The organism is Candidatus Methylarchaceae archaeon HK02M2, from assembly GCA_024256165.1.
GTDB lineage: Archaea > Thermoproteota > Nitrososphaeria > Nitrososphaerales > JACAEJ01 > HK02M2.
In genome coordinates this window covers 1-22,348 of sequence record JAKLZG010000060.1, presented here as the reverse complement: position 1 = coordinate 22,348, position 22,348 = coordinate 1, and the positions used below count along the sequence as shown (strand labels likewise).

General features: G+C 36.5%; 18 protein-coding genes. 9 read left to right on the top strand and 9 right to left on the bottom strand.

Annotated elements, in window-relative coordinates:
* On the bottom strand, window positions 1-563 hold a 563-nt coding region (locus L6N96_04860), incomplete at its 3' end, for a hypothetical protein (protein ID MCP8323488.1).
* A gap of 167 nt (window positions 564-730) precedes the next feature.
* Here L6N96_04860 and L6N96_04855 point away from each other — a divergent pair.
* Window positions 731-1,912 (top strand): FprA family A-type flavoprotein, encoded by a 1,182-nt coding sequence (locus tag L6N96_04855; GenBank protein ID MCP8323487.1) that lies wholly within the window; start codon window positions 731-733, stop codon window positions 1,910-1,912.
* 4 nt (window positions 1,913-1,916) lie between these two features.
* Here L6N96_04855 and L6N96_04850 read toward each other — a convergent pair whose 3' ends face one another.
* From L6N96_04850 to L6N96_04840, 3 genes are read right to left on the bottom strand one after another with little or no spacing between them, the layout of a single operon-like run.
* Complete coding sequence (locus L6N96_04850) at window positions 1,917-3,377, bottom strand: M56 family metallopeptidase (protein MCP8323486.1); 1,461 nt, start codon at window positions 3,375-3,377, stop codon at window positions 1,917-1,919.
* 31 nt (window positions 3,378-3,408) lie between these two features.
* Entirely contained in the window at window positions 3,409-4,239 is an 831-nt protein-coding gene (locus L6N96_04845; protein ID MCP8323485.1) for an aldo/keto reductase, read from the bottom strand.
* Window positions 4,240-4,291: 52 nt separating this feature from the next.
* Complete coding sequence (locus L6N96_04840; GenBank protein MCP8323484.1) at window positions 4,292-5,281, bottom strand: DUF362 domain-containing protein; 990 nt, start codon at window positions 5,279-5,281, stop codon at window positions 4,292-4,294.
* A 232-nt stretch (window positions 5,282-5,513) separates the two neighbouring features.
* Here L6N96_04840 and L6N96_04835 point away from each other — a divergent pair, with 232 nt between their 5' ends.
* Window positions 5,514-7,931, top strand: a complete 2,418-nt coding sequence (locus L6N96_04835; protein ID MCP8323483.1) for an AAA family ATPase — start codon at window positions 5,514-5,516, stop codon at window positions 7,929-7,931.
* On the opposite strand, the gene L6N96_04830 is transcribed toward L6N96_04835, so the two are convergent.
* Complete coding sequence (locus L6N96_04830) at window positions 7,928-8,671, bottom strand: hypothetical protein (GenBank protein ID MCP8323482.1); 744 nt, start codon at window positions 8,669-8,671, stop codon at window positions 7,928-7,930. The genes L6N96_04835 and L6N96_04830 overlap by 4 nt on opposite strands.
* 143 nt (window positions 8,672-8,814) lie before the next feature.
* On the opposite strand from L6N96_04830, the gene tfb reads away from it, so the two are divergent.
* Both tfb and L6N96_04820 read left to right on the top strand, forming a co-directional pair.
* A complete protein-coding gene (gene tfb, locus L6N96_04825; protein ID MCP8323481.1) occupies window positions 8,815-9,744 on the top strand; it encodes a transcription initiation factor IIB in 930 nt (309 codons plus the stop codon).
* Between the two features lie 165 nt (window positions 9,745-9,909).
* Window positions 9,910-10,254 carry a hypothetical protein gene (locus tag L6N96_04820; protein MCP8323480.1) on the top strand — a complete coding sequence of 115 codons (345 nt, stop codon included), beginning with the start codon at window positions 9,910-9,912 and terminating at the stop codon, window positions 10,252-10,254.
* A 24-nt stretch (window positions 10,255-10,278) separates the two neighbouring features.
* Here the strand turns inward: L6N96_04820 and L6N96_04815 are convergent, their stop codons facing one another.
* Window positions 10,279-13,332, bottom strand: a complete 3,054-nt coding sequence (locus L6N96_04815; GenBank protein ID MCP8323479.1) for a right-handed parallel beta-helix repeat-containing protein — start codon at window positions 13,330-13,332, stop codon at window positions 10,279-10,281.
* 242 nt (window positions 13,333-13,574) lie between these two features.
* Between L6N96_04815 and L6N96_04810 the strand changes: the two genes are divergently transcribed.
* The 4 genes from L6N96_04810 (at window position 13,575) to L6N96_04795 (ending at window position 18,367) form a co-directional block, all read left to right on the top strand.
* A complete protein-coding gene (locus L6N96_04810) occupies window positions 13,575-15,845 on the top strand; it encodes a right-handed parallel beta-helix repeat-containing protein (protein ID MCP8323478.1) in 2,271 nt (756 codons plus the stop codon).
* Between the two features lie 242 nt (window positions 15,846-16,087).
* Window positions 16,088-16,798 (top strand): restriction endonuclease, encoded by a 711-nt coding sequence (locus L6N96_04805; protein ID MCP8323477.1) that lies wholly within the window; start codon window positions 16,088-16,090, stop codon window positions 16,796-16,798.
* Between the two features lie 64 nt (window positions 16,799-16,862).
* Window positions 16,863-17,660, top strand: coding sequence for a serine/threonine protein phosphatase (locus tag L6N96_04800; GenBank protein ID MCP8323476.1), 798 nt, complete (start codon window positions 16,863-16,865; stop codon window positions 17,658-17,660).
* A 239-nt stretch (window positions 17,661-17,899) separates the two neighbouring features.
* A complete protein-coding gene (locus tag L6N96_04795; protein MCP8323475.1) occupies window positions 17,900-18,367 on the top strand; it encodes a hypothetical protein in 468 nt (155 codons plus the stop codon).
* 402 nt (window positions 18,368-18,769) lie between these two features.
* On the opposite strand, the gene L6N96_04790 is transcribed toward L6N96_04795, so the two are convergent.
* The 3 genes from L6N96_04790 to L6N96_04780 all read right to left on the bottom strand — a co-directional run bounded on the left by L6N96_04790 (window position 18,770) and on the right by L6N96_04780 (window position 21,895).
* Window positions 18,770-19,282 carry a hypothetical protein gene (locus tag L6N96_04790; GenBank protein ID MCP8323474.1) on the bottom strand — a complete coding sequence of 171 codons (513 nt, stop codon included), beginning with the start codon at window positions 19,280-19,282 and terminating at the stop codon, window positions 18,770-18,772.
* Window positions 19,283-19,580: 298 nt separating this feature from the next.
* Window positions 19,581-20,075, bottom strand: coding sequence for a formaldehyde-activating enzyme (gene fae, locus L6N96_04785; GenBank protein MCP8323473.1), 495 nt, complete (start codon window positions 20,073-20,075; stop codon window positions 19,581-19,583).
* A 206-nt stretch (window positions 20,076-20,281) separates the two neighbouring features.
* Complete coding sequence (locus L6N96_04780; protein MCP8323472.1) at window positions 20,282-21,895, bottom strand: glycoside hydrolase; 1,614 nt, start codon at window positions 21,893-21,895, stop codon at window positions 20,282-20,284.
* Between the two features lie 233 nt (window positions 21,896-22,128).
* On the opposite strand from L6N96_04780, the gene L6N96_04775 reads away from it, so the two are divergent.
* Window positions 22,129-22,348 (top strand): hypothetical protein (locus L6N96_04775; protein ID MCP8323471.1); only part of this gene is annotated, 220 nt, incomplete at its 3' end.

Genomic DNA, 22,348 nt, shown 5'->3' with positions numbered 1-22,348 from the left:
TAACTCATACTAGATCTATCGAAGTCCTTTACTATCTCTATTTTGCCTTCCTCTCTAGGAACATTCGATATCTGTTTAAGTATATTAGCAAAACCCATCTTTGAGAGCTTCGTTGTAAAGTGATCCTTTCCAAAAGAATTCGCAGTAATGTAATAAGTTAGCTCTCTTACTCTCTCTTCTTCAGCGTAACCCAAAGCATGGAGGTATTCATGTAAGAGTATGAAATAAGTAAAGGAATTTACGTCATTCTTAGATTTGGCCATGCCCTCTATGGCTTTGAGTAAAGTTCTATTCATCACTATTGAATTAGAACCGATCTGGTGTAAGCCTCCAATATTCATTGGAAGATCAGCTAAATACAATGTAAGACCTGCCCTCCTTGAACCTATGACTCTCTCTACAGTTTCCTTTACGAGTTCGTAGACGTCACCGATATTTTTACAGCTCTCAAACTTTTCGGAAGGAGTAAGAACAACTTTTTGTTTTATATCAGGATTTATATTATTTTTTAGAAATATGTTACTTGCTTCCTCATCTAAAGATGAGTTCTTATTATCTATCACAATGTTATAATAATAAAAAGTTACTTTTAATCCTTATCCTCCATTTCTGGATGCAATCTAGAGTACCATATCAAAATTAAAATGCCATATTATTCACATCCATCTAAAATGAAAATTAAAAACTTTTTATCTTTCTCTTTTTTCTGGGGAATATTGATGAATATTTCATGGTTTCTTTTGAATTAACAAAAAATGTATATTGGGTTGGGGCTGTAGACTGGAATCTTAGAGATTTTCATGGTTACGAAACAAGGAGAGGAGGAACCTACAACTCCTATCTGATCATAGACGATAAATCAGCCTTGATTGACACTGTAAAGTACACCTTTTCAAATGAGTTTGTAAAGAAGATTAAGGAGTTAATAAATCCTGAAAATATAGATTATATTATAATAAACCATGTTGAAATAGATCACTCTAGTGCTTTACCCGAGATTATGGATTATTCAAAAAACGCCGAAATCATAGCTACTCGAAATGGAAGAATAGGTCTGATAAAACATTACGGTGAAAATTTGGAAATTAAAACAGTTAAAACTGGGGATGAGTTGAGACTCGGAAAAAAAACTTTGAAATTTATTGAAGCTCCTATGTTGCATTGGCCGGATAGTATGTTCACTTTTTTAGTTGAAGATAAAATCCTGATGCCTAATGACGCTTTTGGTCAACACTTAGCATCTTCCCAACGCTTTGACGATGAATTTGATCAAAGTATTCTTATGGATGAAGCTGCAAAATATTACGCCAATATACTGATGCCATTTGCTTCTATCATTATTAAAAAGATCGATGAATTATCTATGTTAGGTATAAAACCAAGAATGATTGCCCCTAGTCACGGTTTAATATGGCGTTCAAACCCTGAAAGGATAATTAATTCCTACTTAGAGTGGAGTAAAGGTATAACTGAGAATAAGGTTGTGATCGTATATGACACTATGTGGGGGAGCACCGAGAAGATGGCCTACGCGATTTCAGATGCCTTAGCGAAACATAAAATTGATGTTCGTATGTTCCATTTACGTAAATCAGACCTTTCTGAGGTCGTGAAGGAAATATTAGATGCGAAGGCTGTGATTATTGGATCACCTACAAAAAACCGCTTAATGTTTCCAACAATAAGTGGATTCCTTACATATATCACTGGATTAAAACCGAAAGGGAAGATCTGGTCAAGCTTTGGTTCGTATGGATGGGGGGGTGGAGCAGTAAAGGGTATAAACCAAATTCTAAATAATTCTGGATTTGAGCTTCTGGAACCTAGTCTAAATGTTAGATATGTGCCCAATGAAGAAGATTTGTATAAATGTAGAGAGTTTGGCGAAAGAATAGCTGAAGCAATCAAATAATTATTTATGCTCTTAAAAAGCCCTTTAGAGCCTCTTTGATTGACATGAAAAAAGTGTTTTTGATCTTTTCTGGTTCTTGGAGTCCATCCAGTTGAGCTATCCTGAAGTAGGCAGGGGGATGTGGATCGAATTGGAGCCACTCAGACCTACGAAAACTTCGAAATTTAGGTTCTCTTTTGTACAGAGGAAAAAGTCTACGGAAAGCGATTTTTCTTAAGGCTTCTGCCATTACCTTAGGTTGACCAATCATTTTGGCTGAATCTAGATCAGCTCTACTTTCTAAAAACTTTCCGAAGAAGAAGATAAGTCCTATCGCCGCAATGAAATATAACCAAAAGGATATGAAACCTAAGAAGAACAAGTAGGGCCATAATATGTAGAAACGAAGAAGATATTCAGCGCTAAATAGTGAGAACATCACAATAGGATCGTGGGCTTTCAGGTGACTTACTTCATGGCCGATTACACTCAACAACTCGTCTTCTTCAAGTTGTGTCATGATCCCTGTCGTAACCATTATAGTTCCTAATCTCGGACTTGGACCTGCGGCTGCAGCATTTGGTATGATTGTATTAGTAACTGCAATCTTTGGCATAGGTTGACCAAAAATATCTGATGCCTTTTTTACTAGCTGGTATAGGTTAACCTTTTTAATAGTGAAATCCTTTGATTGACAATCTATACCATAGTTTGAAAAAATTTCACCTGCCGTTTCGCAGTTTACAGGCTTTCCAGTAGCGAATGTAACATCATAAATTGCTTTTCTGATTGTAGGGATTTTTTTGGCATATTTTCTATAGAAATCTTTGAATTTATCGGGTGAAAAATGGTATTGTAAAAGATATATTTCAGGTTGCTCTTTCGTAATTTTCCAGTTGGCTCTTTTAACTATGAGATTTCCAGAAAAAAGTACTAGAATTATAGATAAACCGACAAAGATTAAGGGTGCATAAACGCCAATTATCCAGTAAAAAAGAAACGTTAGGGCCATTAAACCAACGAAGAGTGGTAACATTGAGTCAGTGAAGATTCTTGTAAACATACCTGATTTTTCTTTTTCAGGAACTATCTTTTCCCCTGGTAAAAAAGCTAGATACAGGGTACTTTTACGGATTTCCTCTTCAAATAATTGGACAATGAGAAAAAGGTCTTCATTGAGTTGATCTAAAAAAGATTTTGAAATATCAGGGTCGCTAAGCTCCATCGTTACCCTAATTGGAATATTGATATCGACCTTGACATCAACGTACTGGTCTATTTTGGGTAGTATGACTCTATAATAAAGATATTTTTTTTCGTTTTCGCTCACAATGCGTATATTTCTGAAGGTTCGGTATTTTTCATGTCGAATCAAGTAATACTGCCTTATATATTCTGGAAGATAACTCAGGTTTCCTATGGAAAACTCGGTATCGATTGTGTATTCTGTTTTATTCAACCTTGGATTAGAATATACATCAATCAAAAATAAACTTTAAGATTACTTGATATTAATCCTAGCCAATATTAAGGGGAAATATTTTGCTGATAGACTCCCAATCCCTTCTATCCAGACTCCAACATATTGCCCCGGAATCTTCTTCAATATGTTTGATTTGGACGGCTTTAGGTATTGGGATAACCGGTTTCATATACATGAGCCAGTTTAAGGCAACTTGAGCTGCTGTTTTTCTATATTTTAAACCTATTCTTGCCAGATGAACATTTTTAGCTAGGGTACCCTTTCCAAGAGGAGTATGGGCCATAAACATCATGTCTTCCTTTTCCGTATAAGGTATGACGTCCTGCTCATATCTTCTATGAATTAGGCTACACTTATTTTGTACAGCGACTAGATCGAATTTACTAAGACAGTATTTCGCTTCCTCTATTTGATTTACTTCAAAATTACTAACCCCTATATGTCTTATCAATCCTATCTCCAAAATTTTTTCCATGCCTTCCATTATTTCACTTAGCGGTATATCGGGCGTCGGCCAGTGGAGCAGATATAGGTCGATATACGTGCCTAGACGTCTACAACTGGCTTTAGCAGCCTTTACAATATCCTCCCTCCCAGCATGACTCGGCCATACCTTAGAGACTAGAAAAATCTCCTCTCTTGGAAAGCCACTAATCGCCTCTCCTATAAGTTCCTCACTATGACCGGCTCCATAAATCTCAGCGGTATCTAGTAAAGTTAATCCAAGCTCCAATCCTTTTTTTAAAGCGGAAACCCATATTTTATCATAACTCTTGTCTGTATTCATGCCGCCGCCAATCCCCCATGTCCCCATGCCAAGAATAGGTACTCGTCGACCAAGTTTTTTGAAATATTTTGAATCCATTTTTTGAATGACCTTATGATATTGGATAAGCATTCTTCTATATATTTCAAAATTATATATTTTTTAACAGTTCTTTTATACGTTTTAAACATGTTTTGATATACAGTTCTGTCTCACATATACGGGGATATGAAAATAAAATTAACTTTCGCCCGAAATCTGTAAGTAGTAATGCTTTTAAGATTCGAGAAACTTCGAGGAATCTTGCGAGTCTAGGTACGATCCATAAATTTACGAAAATCTTTTTAACCTTCCCGATCGGTTCTCCAACAATTTTAATCTTCTTTAGGTTTCCAACACCAAGCCCTAACTCTTCAGCCAATTGAATATGCTTGACTTTACTGGGATCTATACCCATAACCGCAGTTCCAATAGCATCTACGGCAACAGGATCTGTGCCAGCAATTACTAAATTCATTTGAACTGGGGATCCACCTAACTCTCCACCTACACATCCAATTGATCCATCGATCAAAGCTAGATGAGGTCTCACAATAGATAAAAGGTCTACAATCTTCTCTTCTAAAGATGAATGCATAATAGCCTTCGGAGAAATGACCCCAATCATATTCTTTAAGCTTAATGAAACCTTTGTCAAGTTATGGATCTTGAGCTTAGGAATACTGACGATGAAGTTACTCTCTAGAACTGTTCTTGCAACTCTAACCTTCTTAAGTTTGATTGCATTCTTTATCTTAACCTCGACAAATTCATCCTTGTTGAGATCGACTAAGTCAACTTGATGATGATTTGCCACGTGGTCGATCCCAACAAGTCTAAAGGCTTTAACTGTATCTGAGAAGCCACTACCTTCAGCAATTTTAATCGTCTTGACTCCTCGATCTTTAAAAAATTTAATAACACCTTTTATGATTCTGATGTCTGTTGTAACCCCGGTTTTTGGTTCTTTGGCTGCAACATAATTCGGCTTGATCAACACTTTATCATTTGAAGAAAATGAGAAGTCTGTCATGATCAAGTTAAGGGCCTTCAAAGTTATGTCTAAAGGCTCCATACCTTGTAAAATTGAGACTATAGGCATGTTAACTCCAATTTTTTTAGATGACTTAGGCTATGTTTACTCCTATATTTGTAGGGGCTAAAAATTCCTTTAAATGAAAGTTCACAAAGCTTTTCAAATTATTTGATCAATCCAAATATTACTAATTAAAAATGTTTATCTGTCTCTTTCGGTTGGTATTCGAAAATTAATAAAGTGTTATAAAATACTGTTCACTTTAGTATCTTAAGAGAGTGTTGATGTATTGAATGAATTGCCTGTCGAAAGGATCAGAGTAGAATATGATCCTAAATTGATGGGTTGTGAAAGTACTGAAGAGATAGAACCTCTTAAAGAGATCATTGGTCAAGAGAGAGCAGTAAAAGCCCTTAAGTTCGGTTTAGATATCAAAGAACGTGGCTTCAATATATATGCAGCTGGTTTTCCTGGTTCGGGTAGAAAGACGGCTGTAAAAGATTTTTTAGAAGAATTGGCTACAGGTAAACCTGTCCCTCCAGACTGGTGCTATGTGAATAACTTTAACAACACTTTTGTACCTAGGGCGATAAAACTCCCATCTGGTCGAGGAAAAGACTTTCAGAAAGATATGAAAAATTTCATCGATGAAGCTCGGAGCGTCTTACCCAAGGCTTTTGAAAGTGAGGATTATGCTACAAAAAAAGAAAATGTAATTCGAGATATTGAAGAAGAGAGGAAAGTACTTCTCGCTCAACTAAACGAAAGAGCTCAGAAGGAAGGTTTCGTTTTACGAAGTACACCTATCGGAGTGGTTACTATCCCAGTATTAGAGGGTAAACTGCTGAGCGACAAGGATATCATGACCCTCTCTCCTGAAATGAGAGATAAGATCCAAAAAAAGATGGAAAAATTGAAGGGAGAATTAAGAAGTGCTTTCAGAAGGCTTAGAGGGTTAGAGAGGAAAATTAACGAAGAAATCCAAAAACTAAACCGAGAAGTCGCCATTTACACTATCGGTCATATGATTGACGATCTTATGGATAAATATCAGAAGTTCTCGGAAGTTAAAACCTATCTTGAAGAATTGAAAAATGATTTACTGGAAAACCTAACTATCTTTATTACAGAACCAAAGGCTCCTCCTTCGTTCCCTTTCCCAATTCCTTGGATGAAAGATGTTCCTTTTAAAAAATACGAAGTTAATGTCATTACAGATAACTCTAATCTTAAAGGTGCTCCTGTAGTCATGGAGCTAAACCCTACCCATCAAAACCTTTTTGGGAGGATAGAAAAGGAGGCTCAGTTTGGCGTACTTACAACTGATTTTACTATGGTTCGTGGAGGATCCTTACATAAAGCCAACGGTGGGTATCTGGTAATTCCAGCTGAAGAAGTCCTTAGTAATATCTTCTCATACGACTCCTTGAAGAGAGCTCTGATGAATGAATGCATCACGATTGAGGAAGCAGGGGAACGCTTAGGTTATATTACTACAAAGGGATTAAGGCCTGAACCAATACCCTTAGATGTAAAAGTGGTCCTTATTGGAACCGCCTTCCTTTACCATCAATTATATCTCTTAGATAAGGACTTTAAAGAGCTCTTTAAGGTCAAGGCAGATTTTAACACCACAATGGATCGAACAGATGAGAATGTAAAAAAGTATGCAGCTTTTGTATGTACCATCTCGAGAAAGGAAGGATTGAAAAATTTTGATGCATCAGGGGTGGCCAAAGTTGTCGAGTATGGGTCGAGAATTGCAGAAGACCAAAAGAAGCTTTCTACAAGATTTGGTGAAATTGCAGACATCATTAGGGAAGCTAACTTTTACGCCACTCAATCGAATTCAAAGTATGTAACTGCTGAACATATTAAAAAGGCCATCGACGAGAAGGTTTATCGCTCTAACCTAATTCAAGAGAAGATCCAAGAGATGATAAAAAGAAATGTCCTCCTAATCGATACTGATGGAGAAGCTGTTGGACAGGTGAACGGACTATCGGTTATAGGTTTAGGAGACTTTGCCTTCGGTAGGCCCTCAAGGGTGACAGCAAGTATAGGTTTGGGTCGAGAGGGCCTTATCGATATAGAGAGAGAGGCGAAACTTGGAGGACGAATCCATACTAAAGGAGTCATGATCCTCAGCGGCTACCTTGCAGAAAAGTATGCCCAAGACAAACCTCTCAGCCTTTCAGCACGCCTCGTCTTCGAACAGAGCTATGGTATGGTAGAGGGTGACAGTGCTTCAAGCACAGAATTATACGCACTACTCTCTATCCTTTCAGGTCTCCCTATCAAGCAAAGTATTGCTGTAACCGGCTCTGTGAACCAGAAAGGGGAGGTTCAAGCTATCGGCGGTGTGAATGAGAAGATCGAAGGATTCTTTGAAGTGTGTAAAGCTAAAGGCTTCAACGGAGAACAAGGAGTAATCATTCCAGAAAGCAATGTACAGAATCTGATGTTAAAGGAAGAAGTTGTAGAGGCTGTAAGAGAAGAAAAGTTCCACATATATCCTGTAGAGACCATAGATCAAGGTATTGAGGTACTTACGGATGTTAAAGCAGGGGTAAAACGATCAGATGGAACCTTTGAAGAAGGAAGTGTAAATCATAGGGTGGACAGACGTCTAAAAACTATGGCTGAAAAGTTGAGAGAATTTCCGGAGTTACTTGTGGAAGGGAGAAAGGTTGAGGGCAAAGAAGAAGAGGATTAATTTTTAGATTTGAATTTAAAATAAACTATTAGAGGTACTGAATACTCATTTGATAGATGAGGGGGGTGGTCACCACAGATCATGATAAAACTATCATTTATACAAGCCTCGGAAATATCAAAGACGTTATCATCTGTATATCTGATTGCATTTAATGAATAACCTAGTTTATCGATAGTCCTTAAATGTGAGATTATCAACTGGCAGTCTTCTCTTATTACATCGATAGTAGCTTCTTTGACGATCCTATCGAATTCAATTATATCTTTTCTATCAATTATAGGTTTTATTATGTCGATTAGTCCCTTGAAAGTAAATGCACCCTTCCTTTCCATAACAATAGCAGATTTGATGTCATGTTCTGATGCTTTTTCTAATATAGATTTTATTTTACTCTTATAAACATCCCCTGTACGATATATTTTATGGGTTTCAGGCCTTCTTCCACAAAGAATTGAAGCAATGGCAGGTGTAGTTACATTAGAAATCGATCTACACCTGAGAAGTCTTCCAGCAAAGCTCATTTTACTGATTTTTTGAAAGTGTCTTCTTGCTCTGAGATATGATAAGTATCCAAAGCTGTCTATAATTAGTAATATTATACTACAACAACCTTTTCCATACTCTACAATTTCCTTGAAAGGCTTCCCATCAGCCTGAAAAGGCAAGCTGAATATTCTAGCAATTGTAGGTGCGATATCTATCTGCTCTAGGTCGTACCCTCCAGAACATATTTGCATATTAATGATATATAAAATGGATTAGGCGTATAAATAAAACATCCTATTATGTTAAAACCTAACATTTATATATTAGAACTTAAATGTATAAGTATATATACATCATATATAAATTTTAAGAATAAATCAGGTTTTTGGTTGTTATGACTTATCAACATCTCTCTAGTTTAGAGGAGTATCCAAAAAATTGCCCACAATGCGGAAAGGGGCTTTTGATAGTGGACAACATACACGGGGAACTTCTTTGTAGCAATTGTGGTTATATCATCAAAGAGAATGAGATCAATTATCGCCCAGAATGGCGGGCATATACGAAAGAGGAGAGGGAGGAAAAAGCTAGGGTTGGCATTCCCTCGTCTTTAGCTATTCATGATCAAAATCTTGCTACTAAAGTAGGAGCTGGTAAACGATTTAAGGATGCTTCTGGTAGACCATTAAAATCTTCAGAAAGAAAAAGGATTCAAAGGATGCAGATGTGGAATAGGAGAAGTCAAACACAAGTTCATCATCATAACAACCTTTTAAGAGCTTTTAGTGAACTTGATAGATTAGCCGACAAGCTGAAAGTGAGTAGCAGTGTTATTGAGAGGTCAGCCCATATTTACAGAAAGGCTCTCAAGAAAGATCTTGTAAAAGGTCGTTCAATCTCAGACATTATAACTGCATCACTTTATGCAGCATGTAGAGAGACTGATACACCCCGAACCCTGAAGGATATAGTTGAAGCTAGTGGGGTAAAGAGGAAGAATGCCTATAAAAGTTATAGACTCATCGTTAGGGAACTGAACTTGAAGATGCCTGTTTTGAACCCAGTTAAAAATATTTCAAAGATATCCAGCAGATCCGGAATCCCTGAAAAGATCAGTAGAAAAGCCTTGAGAATTCTTGAAAAGGTAAAAAAAGCTGGGATCTCAGCGGGAAAGGACCCTATGGGATTGGCAGCAACAGCGTTGTATATTGCTTGTGTTACCGAAGGTGAGCCAATAACTCAGAAGACGATCGCTAACGCAGCTGGTATAACGGAAGTTACGATTAGAAACCATCGTAAAAGCTTGCAGAGATTTGTCAGCTAGTATACAGAATATTTTTTATAAATCATCTTTGCTTCCTTAAATATCGATATTTTTACCTACAATTAGCATTCATTTTTCATTTTTTTAATAATTTACATTTCGTTCTTTCGTATCTGAAAGTAGATTTAGCTACTTAAACTTATAAAGTCCAATGTAATTTTTATTATGATGTCCGAAAGTCCTGAAAGTAAGACATTAAAAATGATCATTCCTCAACTAAAAGAGAAGATGATAAAATCAAGATTAGAGTATTTAGGAGCGGAATATAAAATTCTTAATTTCTTACATAACTCAAAAGATATTTTATTGAAAAAATTCTGGATCAATATGATAAGATATATACATAATTTTATAGACGATTTGGATATATATCTGCAGACTCTTGAGAAGTTAGTATCAGAACATGACGCAACACTTACTCAAATTTTTTATGAAGCAACAAAAGAATATCAAGAGCAAATGAAGCAAAAAGAGGACATCGTTAGAAAGGCCTTTGACTATTTTCAATAATAATATTTCATTTCTATTAAAATATTATTTATAAATGATATTTCTTGAGATCTTTCTTAGCTTAAATCTCAACTCATCTGAGATCTCTTTACCTGAATGAGAAGATATGTCACGATAAATGACTACAAATAGAAATATAATGATTAGAGCAAGTATTATGACTATGGTGGTCAGGTCAAGTCCTAATATTATTCCTGTATTTACAGTGAAGTTAACACTGGCTTCATTTGAATTGCCTGCTCCATCTATGGCCTTTACATAAATTGTATGACTTCCATTACTTACTCCTGAAAAGTTATGGTTATTGGAAGTTAAAACATTGATCCATGAACCTTCATCCAACCTTATCTCGTAATGGTCTATTCCCGAATGAGCGTCTGAACCGGTCCACATAACTGTAACATTTGATGAAGTTAATTCAGAGCCACTCGTAGGTGAAGTGATTGAAAGTATTGGCAGAATGAAATCAGGATAGATTATTACTTCCCGAAGCCCAGTCCAATAATTGAAATCATATATCATTGTCCTAGCTCCTTCAGGACTTATCTTGACTAAGTTTTCAGTATACGATTCTGTAACTATGTAATTACCTTCATTGTCTATGGTTATGCAGTATGGCTCAGTTCCATCTTCGAATTCATATATCACTGTCCTTATCCCGTTTGGAGTTATCTCGACTAAGTTGTCTGTAAGGTATTCTGTCACTATGTAATTACCATCAGAATCTATATCTACATCCAAGGGTCCGGATCCATCACCGAATTCGTATATGACTGTTCTCACACCACTAGGAGTTATCTTGACAAGATTCTCTATACTAGATTCCACTACTATGTAATTACCTTCAGAATCTATGACTATACCTCGAATCCCAGTTCCATCTTCGAATTCATATATCACTGTCCTTGCTCCACTTGGGATAATCTTGACCAGGTTTTCTGCACCATATTCTGTCACTATGTAATTACCATCAGCGTCTATAACTACACTATGTGGATTTGTATCATCTTCGAATTCATATATCACTGTCCTTATCCCGTTTGGAGTTATCTCGACTAAGTTGTCTGTAAGGTATTCTGTCACTATGTAATTACCATCAGAATCTATAGCTATGCCCCAAGGATAGGTTAAAGCATCGAATTCATATATCATATTTCTGTCCCCATCAGGAGTTATCTCGACTAAGTTGTCTGTAAGGTATTCTGTCACAATATAGTCGCCTGGATCTTGAACTGATCCAATCCCTCCTGCATCTGTAATTATACCGTTCTCTTCTCCATCCTTGTCTTCAGATCCACCATCTGTAAGTTGTATAGTTATGACTCTATCCCCATCATTGTCTCCAACATTTATTTCGAACCATGATTCATAATATATCCAGTATTGGCAATAAGTTGGTATATCTGAAGGATATAAAATATTGATGGTAACTGTCTGACCTGGATTCAACCCAATTACATCAAATGAGAAGAATCCATGTATGAAAATAAGATTACTTGGCTTTCCTTCTAAAGGTAATTCAGACTCATCTACTGCTTTGAGTCCAAAAATAGAACCATAGTCTGAATTGAATACGGTAATGCCTGTTCCAGTTGCTGTTTCTACTATAGGTCCTACAAATGGATAGAAATCATAATTATCTTCAGGATGAGGTATCAACGTATCCCCAATACCATCTCCAGCTATAGAATGCTTTCCTATACCGCTACCGTCATCCAATCCAGTATAATTTGACCAGTAGTTACCTTCAAGCAGTACTAGATGGTGCCAATCGTTGAGTTCAGGATTATCGTCGTATACATTTACTGTATTATTCATAAAATTGTTATGATAGATCAAGTTTTCTGAAGAGGATTCAAGGTATATCCCTTCATCATTATTATAAACTGAATTATCTTTAAATATGTTATGATCTGAATTATAGAGGCTGATGCCTTGGTAATCATTAGAGCTTATGATGTTGTTTATGTATGTATTAAAGTTACTAGAATCATATAGAATGGTGCCACTACCATTGTTTGAGCTGAATATATTATTGGAAATTATATTTTTACTTGAATAATCGAGGTTGAAGCCATACATACCGTTCGAATTAGAAGTATTATCGACTATTGTGTTATTATTTGAAGCATCAAATTTGATACCATCCATATCATTCGAGTTAAATACGTTATTTTGGAATGTATTGTAGTGTGAATCATATAAGAACATGCCCCATTCATTCGAAATTACAGTGTTATTGATCAGTGTGTTATAGTTCGACTCATAACCTAAGTAGATACCATCATTATTGAAGTTAGAAGTATTATTTACCAATGTATTGTAGCTTGAAGAACGGAGATGGATGCCTATTTGAAGCATCTCAGTATTATATTTTGCAGTATTATTTACCAAGGTGTTGTGGTTTGAAGAAGTAAGGCGTATACCGTTGTAGTCGTTGTAGTTTGCAGTATTATTTTCCAATATGTTGTAATTGTTCGAATCATTTAGCCAGATGCCGTCATAGCCGTTATAGTTAGCAGTATTATTGATTATTTTATTATAACTACAATAAGATTCTAGGATGATGCCGTAATGTTCATTCAAGTTAGCGATATTATTGAGTAATATGTTGTGATCACTACTCGTAGATATGAAGACACCGTTTTCATTATTTGACAGATTGTTGTTGGTTATATTACAGTAACTGGCATCGTAAAGATAAATTCCAGCCTTAACAATTCCTGTAGCACCAGCGATATTAAATCCTGTTATGTTCACATTGTTTACTGTAACATTGAATACGTGTTCAGATGGATCTGCTGCGTTTATAGTTACAGCACCTTCTGCTATCAGATTGACAGTTTTATTAACGTCAATGTTTTCCTCAAAAACTCCCTCATGTATGATTATAATATCGCCCGAAGACGCAGAATTTATCGCAGCTTGAATACCATCTCCAGGATAAACATCTATTTCTGTTGGGCTTGCATAAGATGGTTTTATCGGTACACTTAAAATTAATGTTAATATTATGCTGAATATAAAAAGAGTAATTATAAATGAAGACGTGATCTTTCTTGCATTTTTATTGATCAATTATAAAATAACATTTGTCGCATTGAATATATATAATTTCACATCTTCCAATAATATACTTTTATTGTTTTATATCTGTTATTTGATAAAATGGCCTTCAAACTCCCTCTATGAATATTTTATGATCAAAATAAATCAGAACCAAGCAATCATATATGGAACTAAAGTAATTCTTACATTTTTCTTATTTTCCAACGAGACAATCTTTATTAATTATCTTGGATAACTTATGTTGAAGTAAGATGAAAAAACTTACTGGAACTGTTATAATATCGATGTTTCTAATTATGCCTTTACTTCTTGCAGTACCGACACCTGTATTTGCTCAGCCTCAGGAGGCACTGTCAGATGCAGTGGGTGGAGGTACAGGTGGTACATTCTGGCTTGATCCCGCGATTCTGTATACCGGTGGAGTCACGATAACGGGTGATACGAGTATATACGGTCAAGGGGCCATGATAGACCTACAAGAATCAACCATAGAAGTAACAGGTGCATACCTATACATAGAGAAGTGCACGATCACAAACGGTACATTTGGGGCTCCAAGTACTAGCGGTGGACTTGAATTCAAAGACGGTGCAAGTGGTTTTGTTTATAATAACATAATAGTCGGTAACAATGATAATGGTATTTACATAGAAGAGTCTTCCAATATCATAATCAAAGAGAACTCGATACTACACAATTATGATGATGGCATAAAGTTCATCGATTCAACAGACATAACGATACTCGAGAATATAATAGAAAATAATGATATAGGATTTAAAAAAGCTGAGGAATGTGGTATATTCGGTTACAACTCGAATTTGTACGAAGAAGATCCAAACTCACATCACAATATAATGATAAAGGGAAACAAAATAGTCGCAAATAAGGAAGATGGAATATACCTCAAATTTGTGAATGGTGTATCGATAGCATCAAACCTGATATTCGCAAATTATGGAGATGGCATTGGACTGGACTACTGCCCGATAACATCCATAACTCACAACAAAATACTTGTGAATTACGAATATGACTTTTATTGCGGCATCCATTACTCTGGAGATCGCACCTGGGACCCTGATGAGATAGAATCTAGCATTACCGTAAGCTACAACAAGATAATGGGAAACATCGGTACAGGTGTATACATTGAAAACACGAAGGAAGTAGTCATAACCTACAACCAGATAATGTGGAATGAGGGTGGTGGTGTAGAGCTACATGGATCTTATCTTCCTCATCCAGACCCTTCAAGCGAAGTACTATTCGTGATAGAAAATATTCTGATAGCATATAATACCATAAGTGAGAATGGGGGAGGGGTAATTGTTAGAGATGGGGCAATAATTTTTCCGGATAATGGTATTCATAATGAGTTCGTGGTTAATACATTCGTAAAGATGGGTAAAGCTGGGATATACATGAGCCTAGTATCTGACCCAATCATCATCTACAACAAGATAATGGGGAACCGTGATCGAGGTATAGAAATATACGGACATTACTTCGATTATTATGCTACATTACATATTGTAGGCGAAAATCTCCTCATCAAGGGCAACATAATAAATGGGAACGGTGGAGATGGCATAAGCGTGGAGTATTTTAACTCTCCAGTGATTATTGAGTGGAACACAATCCTAGGCAATGGTGGTGATGGTATTGAACTGTACTTTGTTGAGAATCCTCAGATACTTCATAATACAATTATGTATCAATTAGGATATTTAGATATGTCACCTGCTCCTTGTGGACTCGATATATGGGACTGTGAAGGAGCATGGATAGCGTATAATACCATAGCCTACAATGTACAAGATAACATCTATGTTATGTCCTCTGATGATGTTATCATTGAATATAATACGATAATTGGTTCTACAGACGATGGTATAAATGCAGAATTTTGTGAAGATATGACTATTCAAGATAACACGGTATACGACAATGAAGAAGATGGAATTGACTGGTTCCTTTGCTCCGGTCTCATAGCTAATAACATTGTAGGCTACAGCGGATCATTATCTGGAAATGATAACGGGATAAGTTTGACAGATTGTCTTAGTACCATGGATGGACCAACAACGATAAGTGATAACACAATCATTGGCAATGAATATGGTATCCACTGCTTTGGTTCAGACCCCACGATAATCGGCAACTATATCGCTAACAACGTTTGGGGTATTTACCTTCAAGAAGGTGCAGGATTGGCTTCAGACGCAACAATAGGTGGTACTCCAGATAATAGGAACTATATCATAAGGAATTATAAAGATGGAGTATTCATAGCTGATATGTTTTCAAACCCAACAATCAACTACAACAATATATTTGAGAATGTGGGGTATGGTGCCAATAACTTTATGAAAAACAATAACATTGATGCAGAAAATAATTACTGGGGAGATATCAGCGGTCCAGGCAATCCAGCTACATTCGGAGTAGGTCCTGGTTCAGGAGACGAAATATCAAAAAATCTGACATATTCACCGTGGTTGGTTACGATAATACCGTGATATTATTAATCAACCACCACTTTTATTTTTTTAGACTGAATACAAATCTTAGCTAAGCTTAGCTTAGATACTGATACTTTTTAGTTGAAAGAAAAAACTTCATTAAGTGTACTTGAGCCAATTGTACCTTTTTTAATAAGATCTAAAGTCAAATTTTTTCTATAGTAATCGATTATGTACAGGAATGGTTTAAAGCACCCAACAACAATAAAATCAATAAAAGAAATGAAAGGTAGTTGACGATGCCCAAACCTAAAGTGAGAGGAAGAAGTAGTGAAAGAATTGCTAGAGGTATTGTAGAAAAATTAGGTTACAAGATTCTTGAAACAAACAAGATGGTATTTGTAGATGAAGCCGAGGCATTTGAGGTAGACATCATTGCCCAAAGTCCAGAAGGTGAGAAATATTGCGTTGAGGCAAAAGCTGGGCGAGCTGGAGTTTCGGATGTCCGTCGGGTATTTGCCGACAGCGAGTTATTGGGCTTAAAGCCTATGCTTGTCTGTAAGGGTTTTACCGACGAAGCTGCAGAGGCAGTAGCTAAAGAGCTTGGGGTGAAAATGATAGAGCTTAGCGAATTTTACCTTCTCTTGGAACCTGAAGAGCTGGAGGTTATCGTAAGAAAAGCGATGAAAGATGTCCTAAGCGAATACGGCTTTTATCCATTTCCACCTTGGGAAGAAATTAAAGAGGAAGACTGGGAACTGATAGAAGGAATATGTGGTGCAGAAAGCTTCACCGAAGCAACTCATCTTCTTCATATGACTTCTGAAGAGTTAGGGCAGAAGATTGGAGTTTTACGTGATAAAGGGGTATTTCCTCAAAGAGAACAGTCTTTCCTAGATCTGAAGAGACATTCTCAACAGATTATCTATAGATATTTCCTAGTTCGAAGATTAGATGAGATTGAAAACCGTTTAAAAAGGATAGAAGAATCATGTTCGTTAAAGCAGTAATCTCGATAAAATTCTTCGATTGTGTTAAAAGAGATATATGTTTTGTTGACAAATAATCGAAGGGATGCAACTGCCATTGACTAGAGTATACCGATTTGATGAAGATAAAGATAGAATGGAGAAACTATTGGTGGTTGGAGATATACATGGAGATATTAAGAGCTTGAAGAACGCTTTAGCTTATCGTAGTTCTGCTGGTGAAATGGAAGTCGGAATGTTGTTTTTAGGCGATTATGCAGATAGGGGAAGTAACGGATTAAAAGTTGTTGAAACTTTGAGGAAACTATCTTATAGCGATGATAAAATAATCTTATTGAAGGGCAATCATGAGAATTATACTAAAGATGGAAGGCCTACATTCTGGCCTTGTGATCTTCCTAACGAAGTAGAAATGAAATTAGGGAAGAGCTGGATAGATTACTGGAACGAAACACTAAAGCAATTCTTTGATCGGCTTTATCTAGCAGCTAAGTTGAACAATATTTTATTCATACACGGTGGAATACACTCGAAACTCGAGAACTTGGATGACCTCGAAAACCCTACCCCAGAAATAGAGGAAGACATCTTGTGGAGTGATCCTGTTACTGAACCTGGAGTGCACCCCAGTCCGAGAGGTGCTGGAAGATCTTTCGGTCCAGATATAAGCATGAAGATATGTGAAAAATTAAAGGTAGATTACATATTAAGAAGCCACGAGCCAAGAAAGGCATTCTATGAACCTTTTATAGAACATGATGGCAGAATCGTTACCATATCTTCAACTATAGTCTACGGTGGAAAACCACATATGATAGAGTTAAACACAAGAAATTTACCAACAAACGGGCATGAATTAAGAAAATCAATTGTATACCTTTAATTTAAAACGTGTTCTTTAATTCTATTAATAAGATATACTAATGAAAGAGTTATTGAAAGAAGATAAGCTAAAGACAAGAGCCTTATCAGAATTTTTTTAATTTATTATCTTAATGTACATATCAGTTATCTATAACTTAATTTAATAGAACTCTGAACTAGAAACTACTTACTCAAATTCTGAACTAGAAACGAATTTCCCAATCTTTTAAAGAATAAACATGCATTTAGACATATTACATGATAAATCAAAGCGAAACTTGGATAGCAAAATCTAGAATTAAAAGTAAAGCAATAGTTACTGGTAAGTTTGGCGAGAGTTACGTCTCGTATTTATTATCCGAGAAAGGTATAGAAGTTACTAAAGCCAATACTGTTGGATTTGATCTATTCGCGATTGATTCTATTGGAGAAATCTTCCCAAAAAGAGAAATCGTGGGTATTTCAGTAAAAACACGAATTTCAAAAAAAACCGGGAGTTACAAGCCAACTATTGCTTTGAATCCTGAAAAAATAGCAAGATCTGCGAAAAGATTGAATATTGATCCTTGGGTCGCCATAGTTGTTGGGAGTAAAGATGAGGGACCAACTGCATTTATCTTTCCCATTGAAGATTTATCAAAATTGCGTGGAAATGCAAAAAGAGAAGACGTAGTGGCTGTTTCCGAATTATATGATAATCCTACTGGTAGAGTGGTAAGATTATAGAGTAATAAGGATGACTTTTTTAGATTTAGTATCTATAATCCGATGAACTTACAGACAGATAAACAAATAAGCGATCAATTATTTTTATATGATTCTAATGAGACAAATCAATTAAACTAACTAGGTAATGTCTATGTCAGTACTTTCTTTAACTAATAGCTGGTAGAGGTATCACAAGAAGCAGAGGCATCATGAGAAGCATTATAATAGTAATTATTCCTACTATCTTCTTCATCGTACTTCGGTATATGTTACCGAATTTCGTTAATAAAGCTTGTCTCATTAGAAATGTTTTATTATAATCTTTTATGGAAGGAATTTATTCAATCTGGTGATTCATACATAAACAAAAAAAGGAGGAGGGTCAAGCTAACATATGATGGCTTTTCCGTTTAGTTTTATTTAGTTTAATTTGAATCTATATGTCAAGAGATTGAGCGACCAGTAAGTCCTATCAGAGTTCCTGAAAGCTCCCTTCATTCTCATGAGGCATCCCTCCTGTGTTGGTCTCAAGTCAACCGTATGTAGAATGAAGTAGATGTTGTTCCCATCACCATCTTGAGCCCATCCCTGATAGTTCCCAACATTGGTATCTTTATTGTAAAATCCTCTCCACCATCCGCCTATTACTGTATATGTGACATCATCTACTTTAATCTCTCCATAATTGACCTTGAATAAGACCCAGTTCTGGTATACCTCTGTCACTTCAACTACTAACTCTACAGATGCCGATATAGTTACTATCTCTCCTTCAACTCTTGTCTTAGCTACACCTTTCATTGTTATTACCGCGTATCTGTCACCGACACTTGCATCTTCTGGAAGAGAGCTTGCGAATGCCGGAGTTATCATCATGGCTGGAGCGAGTATAATAAGTGCTGTCAGACCTAATAATGCGCTTTTTTGCTTCAAATTCATTTTTTCGTTCACCTCCTGCATAAGAAGGCATGATTGAATTATTTCCATTACGAACCCTTGTTAAAGCACAAAGTTAGAGAACATTGTTACTGGTATCGGTTTAAAGAATTAACTTAGGTTAAAAAAAAAATCATATTGAAATACGATCATAATATAAGCTTGTATGAAGATTCATTAAAAAAGAAGAGATGGCAGAATCTTACTATCCACACTGACCTATCTCTTTGTTCTTTTTTACTTTACAACTGCGGCATTCTTTTCATGAATTCTCTTTTTTCTGCCGTGAGATAGGTTAGAATCCAATAAATGGATGTTTAACTGTATCCTTCTTCTCTATAACTTCGTCAGGGCTAGGCTCTTTTACAAATGCACGCTTTATAGCGGTCTTCGTTGCTTCATAATTATATTCGTAGATCTTTTTATTATCCTTGGCATCTGGGTGTATGAAGACTCCGCACACTATACATATATCCTCCGCAATGTCCTTTGAGATCACACCTTCGGCCAAACTATCAGCGACAGCCTTGGCAACGGCTGCCTGAGCAGATCCAAAAATCTGTACTACTTGGTCCATCCTCTTAATGTCAACCTTGGGGACGATAACTGTCACAGGTTTGGGCATTAAATTTGGTGCAATTACGGCGAGTAGAGGTGTATGTCCGATTGTAGGTTGGGCAAGGGTAATCGCGAATGCACTGCCTACAGGCCCTTCTTTGTCTCCGATCATAAGATCAATGTGAGCAACTTCATTACCTTCTCCAGCAAGACATTCTCCAACAAGAAACATGATATCATTTCACCATTGAAAGTAAAGTAAAAGAATTATTATAAGGTTTTGGGAGGTAGGTTGATGTTTTAGGAAATCTGGATTTTAAGATTAATAGGTTGATGAACAAGAAATAGATAAATCTAAATTCGAAGATTTTACTCAATTATCTGATAGTTATAAAGAGTGATTAATTATTTGTTTAGCAGTATGATGTAAAATTTGGATTATTCACAAGAGAAAGTTATTGTTCCCGTTCCAATTGCTACATATCCTTCTCCCTCGTAGCCCAAACTCCCTGTAACATAAGCTTCTCTACCATAACCATTCAATGTGATAATATCACCATATTCGATAATCAAGTTCTCAAATATTTTTGTTGGAGGTTCGCTATCCCATGTAACGGTCAAATCAAATTCTTCAATTCTGATCAGGCACTTCTTTACACTCCATACAAACTGATCTGGTACTATCGGACCTCTTGGCTCTGCTTCTTCTGGTAACTTTACGACTGTATAGGTTCCTGTATACTCAGTTCCATCCATTATTATCGTGCCTTTCACAACTATTCTCCAATCAATTACTGGATCATCTTGATCATAAACCCTAGAAATCAATATTCTACCAGAAAAACTGATGTCAGATGATGTGGAGATCGTCCCTCTTTTATAATAGATTTCATTGGCTCCAGTACAGTCATCGTTGAAAACAACGTGTACATATGAATCTGTAACAACAATCGGGTGGGCTCCCATTAGGTCCCAAACGGCCACACAGTCGGAGAGCCTGGTTTCATCACTCCAGCTAATACCACTATCCAATGAGAACTTGTAGTACAGAGCCTGTCCTCCATCATTATCGTCACACCATAGGAGGACGAGGATATCATCATTCGCTCCTAAAACCGGCCAGAATGACTGTCCTAGCGTGTTCGTCAGTCTTATATCCTCCGACCAATTCTTACCTCCATTATTACTCCTCTTGTAGTAGACTTCATAATTACCATCCCGGTCATCCCGCCATACAACATGGAGCATATCACCCTGGGCTATGATCTTGGGATGTTCCGATTCTCCAAGATCGTCTGTCAACCTTTTATCCTTCTTCCAGGTATTCCCCCCGTCTTTACTACATTTATAATAGATTTCCGCATTACCATCTCGATAATCACGCCAAACTAGATGGATCGTTTCTCCATCAATGGCTGGGAATGGGAACTCAGATCTGATCCCGTCTAGGGTCAAAACGGTATCTGGACCCCAATTGGCTCCGGCATCATCAGAGCGTTTATAATAGATTTTGTAGTCCCCATCACGATCGTCCCGAAAGAATAGATTTAAAGTGTCGCCGTTTACTGCGGGGAACGGACATCCCGAAGTACCAAGAGCATAAGTTAGTCTTCTCTCGGGACCCCATGTAAGGCCTCCGTCCGTACTTTGACTAAAATATTCCTCAAAGTTATCATCTCGATTGTCACGCCAGAAAAGGTTAACAGCGTTTCCGTTAACTGTAAAACAGGTTCGAATGGAATGCAATGGATCGTTTGAAATCCTTGTATCTGGAACCTGCCATGTCACTCCACTATCTGTGCTACGCGTATAGTAGATCTCTCGGTTTTCACCACCATGTCTCATGTCAACCCATGCGAGGTGTATTGTACTCCCATCTACAGCTAATGTGGGGAAGAAAGATTCAGACCCAGTTGAAGTTATCTGTAAATCACTTTCCCAGGTTATTGGATCAATTGAAGTAGAAACGGAGATCGGAGAGATGAGAATGGATATCGGTATGCTCATAACCAATATCAAGATGCAGAATATAGCAATCGGGTATAGTTTCATTTAGATTCCTTCTGATCCGTACCCATTGCAAATATTGTATTTATACCGATCTCTTATTCAATCATTGCACCGATCATTTACGAGGATCCATAAAATATCCGTTATGATTATTTATTTTATTTTTATAGTAACAGATATCTAGTTTGTTCTGTTTAAAACCCTTCATAAATAAAACATATTTCAAAGAAACAATAAAGTTATTAAAATCTGATAAGTTATACAAATAGTAAAAATTGGTAAAAAAGATTAAGAAAAAGGAAAACACTAATAAAAGAAACGAAGAACAAGAGGAAAGGATAACAAAGGATGAAATAAAAGAAACTATGGATATCTATAATGATGAACAAAGAGAAGAAATGTTGGAAGATGATGAAATCACTTCAGCTGAAAGTGCGTTTATGGCTGGCAGAGAGATGAATATGGAAAAAGGTAAAAAGAAATTGGTTAAACACA